The organism is Fructobacillus tropaeoli, from assembly GCF_001047135.2.
Classification (GTDB): domain Bacteria; phylum Bacillota; class Bacilli; order Lactobacillales; family Lactobacillaceae; genus Fructobacillus; species Fructobacillus tropaeoli.
In genome coordinates this window covers 1-2409 of the sequence record NZ_DF968106.1, presented here as the reverse complement: position 1 = coordinate 2409, position 2409 = coordinate 1, and the positions used below count along the sequence as shown (strand labels likewise).

Genomic DNA, 2409 nt, shown 5'->3' with positions numbered 1-2409 from the left:
GAACATGAAGCACGATCTGGTCAGATTGTCATTGCTGACTATGATGGCCAAGCTTATGTTAAGAAGTTCGTTTCTGATGGTAACGGTTGCCGTCTTGTATCTCTCAACAAGAAGTACAAAGATATGCCAGTCAATGAACAGCACGAGTCCTCAATTTTTGGAATTGTTATTTTATAAACCGCACAAGCGGTGTACATATTACGTGCAGGACGGAACCACGTTAAAAGCTTTCAGGAGCGTTTTTATGGAAACAATCATTCAAGGTAACGTTAAAGTAAACAAGATTAACAAGCATGTTTTTGTGTGGGTCTGCAACTTCTTAGTCGGCTATTTAGGCGTTGACCGATTCGTTCGTGGTCAAATTGGTCTTGGAATCTTTAAGTTGCTTATTGGTTCATGGATTACTCTTGGAATCTGGCCATTAGTTGATTTCATTATTTCAATCGTAAAGGCCTATAGCACTTATTCAGATACTCAAGACATCACTTTCCTTAATGGTCGGTACTCAAAGTAATACAAGCCCTTTCGGGCGTACATAAAAGGAGTTCACAACATGAAAAACAAATTTGATAAATCAACCCTGTCTGAAATGACAAATAACATAAAAAACAATGTAGAAGATATCAAAACTGGTGTCAAAGACGTTAAGGAAAATTTTAAATCAAAAACTGGAAAATTATTCGATCATACCTCTTCAAACTTCGAACAGTTCAAACAGTTTATGTTCGCGCCATTTTTGTTAACATTTGTCATTTCAATCGTGATCGGGTACAACTTTAGCGACGTAATCAAGAGTTTAACAAGCTTTATAGCAAATCTTATCGGTTACATTTTTAAGTGGATTTTTGAATTTAATGGTAACCATTCTACGAACGCCCTAGAATCGTCGTTTTCATCATTACTTCAAAACTCGCTAACACTATTCTTCATTTCATATATTGTTTTCTACCTCATCAAGACAATCAACAAATACTTAAAGAAAAACAGAGAACAGCAATGGGGATACGATCAGGCTCATGAAGATGCAATTAAAATCCAAAAACTTCAAGAAGAAAATATTAAGCTTCAAAAACAATTAATTGAAAAACTTGATAATTTGAAATAACTATAAGCCCTCTTGGGCATACATACACTTATAAGGCGTAAGCCTTTTTATTTGGCCAAAAATGGAGTAACTATGGCTAGTTTTGTAAAAATAGCCCCTAACAATTGGCGGGTATTCACATCTATAACTGTAAATGGCAAGAAAAAACGTCCAAGTAAACAGGGATTCAAAACAAAAAAAGAAGCTCAACTGTGGGCTTCTTCTATCGAATCTGGCGTTATTGAAGTAGAAAAAAATCAATATAAAGACATGTTGTTGTCAGACTATTTCGAATCTTGGGTTGATACTTACAAAAGCAATTTGGAAAGTGGAACGCGCCACCAGTATCAGAATACGTTGGATAATATCATTAAGTATTTGCCAAATGCTTATTTGCTCGAATTTACTCGCTCTGACTTCCAAGCGTTTATTAACGAATTTGGCGAAACGCACTCAAAGCAGACTGTTGCGAAGAGAAAAAACCACATTAGCCAGTGCTTGAAAGATGCCTACGCTGACGGCATACTTGATAAAGACCCAACAGTGAGAATTCAACTGACAGGCAGTAACGGTAAGCCAGCAACTGAAAAATTTTTAGAGGCTGATGAGCTGGCGAAACTTGACCAACATATCAGACAACAATTAGATAAAAATACACAGGATGGCGCTTATTTAGCTATTTATATTGCTATTCATACCGGTATGCGAGTAAGTGAGATTATGGCACTCACAGCAAATGACGTTGATTTTAAAAAGAAGACAATATCTGTCAATAAAGCTTTAGATCAATTTCGTCGTATCAAATCAACAAAAACAAAATCAGGAAATCGCATTATCACAATTGATGATAATTTATTGGCACAACTAAAAAACGTTAAAGGCCGTGTGTCTGATGTTAGTTATTACAGTGTGCGAACGTTACTTCAAAAAACAACTCACTCACTTGGAATTAAAGACATATCATTCCACGGCTTAAGGCATTCTCACGGTAGCTTATTGTTATCCAAAGGTGTTGATATTAAGTACGTTTCAAGAAGATTAGGACACAAGAATATATCAACCACAATAGGCATCTACACGCACCTTTTGGAAGCACAAAAGGAGACCGAAGAAGAAAAAACAAATAAAATAATGATGTCTATTTTTTAACGTGTAAACCGTGCAAAAACCGTGCAAAAAAATAATAAAATCGTCTGAAAACGTCATAAAACGTCTGAAATATATATATTTTAGACCAATTAAAAATAGCTATATATAAGGGTTTAACGCTGTTTTACAGCGGTTTTCAATAATTTTTATTAAAAACATATAATACCTTTTACCGG

General features: G+C 35.2%; 4 protein-coding genes. All 4 read left to right on the top strand.

Translation table 11 applies throughout. The annotated features are described in order from the left end of the window. Positions 1–177 (top strand): S24 family peptidase (locus AOQ32_RS07990; protein ID WP_148666540.1); only part of this gene is annotated, 177 nt, incomplete at its 5' end. A gap of 67 nt (positions 178–244) precedes the next feature. After that, positions 245–514 carry a TM2 domain-containing protein gene (locus AOQ32_RS07985; RefSeq protein WP_059394361.1) on the top strand — a complete coding sequence of 90 codons (270 nt, stop codon included), beginning with the start codon at positions 245–247 and terminating at the stop codon, positions 512–514. Positions 515–553: 39 nt separating this feature from the next. Next, positions 554–1105, top strand: a complete 552-nt coding sequence (locus AOQ32_RS07980; RefSeq protein WP_059394360.1) for an MscL family protein — start codon at positions 554–556, stop codon at positions 1103–1105. Positions 1106–1177: 72 nt separating this feature from the next. Beyond that, positions 1178–2233 (top strand): site-specific integrase, encoded by a 1056-nt coding sequence (locus tag AOQ32_RS07975; protein ID WP_059394359.1) that lies wholly within the window; start codon positions 1178–1180, stop codon positions 2231–2233. Positions 2234–2409: the final 176 nt, after the last annotated feature.

What these genes read in the sequence shown, in the direction of transcription:
- AOQ32_RS07980 (WP_059394360.1), top strand. Translation starts at nt 554, where the DNA reads ATGAAAAACAAATTTGATAAATCAACCCTGTCTGAAATGACAAATAAC.
- AOQ32_RS07985 (WP_059394361.1), top strand. Translation starts at nt 245, where the DNA reads ATGGAAACAATCATTCAAGGTAACGTTAAAGTAAACAAGATTAACAAG.
- AOQ32_RS07975 (WP_059394359.1), top strand. Translation starts at nt 1,178, where the DNA reads ATGGCTAGTTTTGTAAAAATAGCCCCTAACAATTGGCGGGTATTCACA.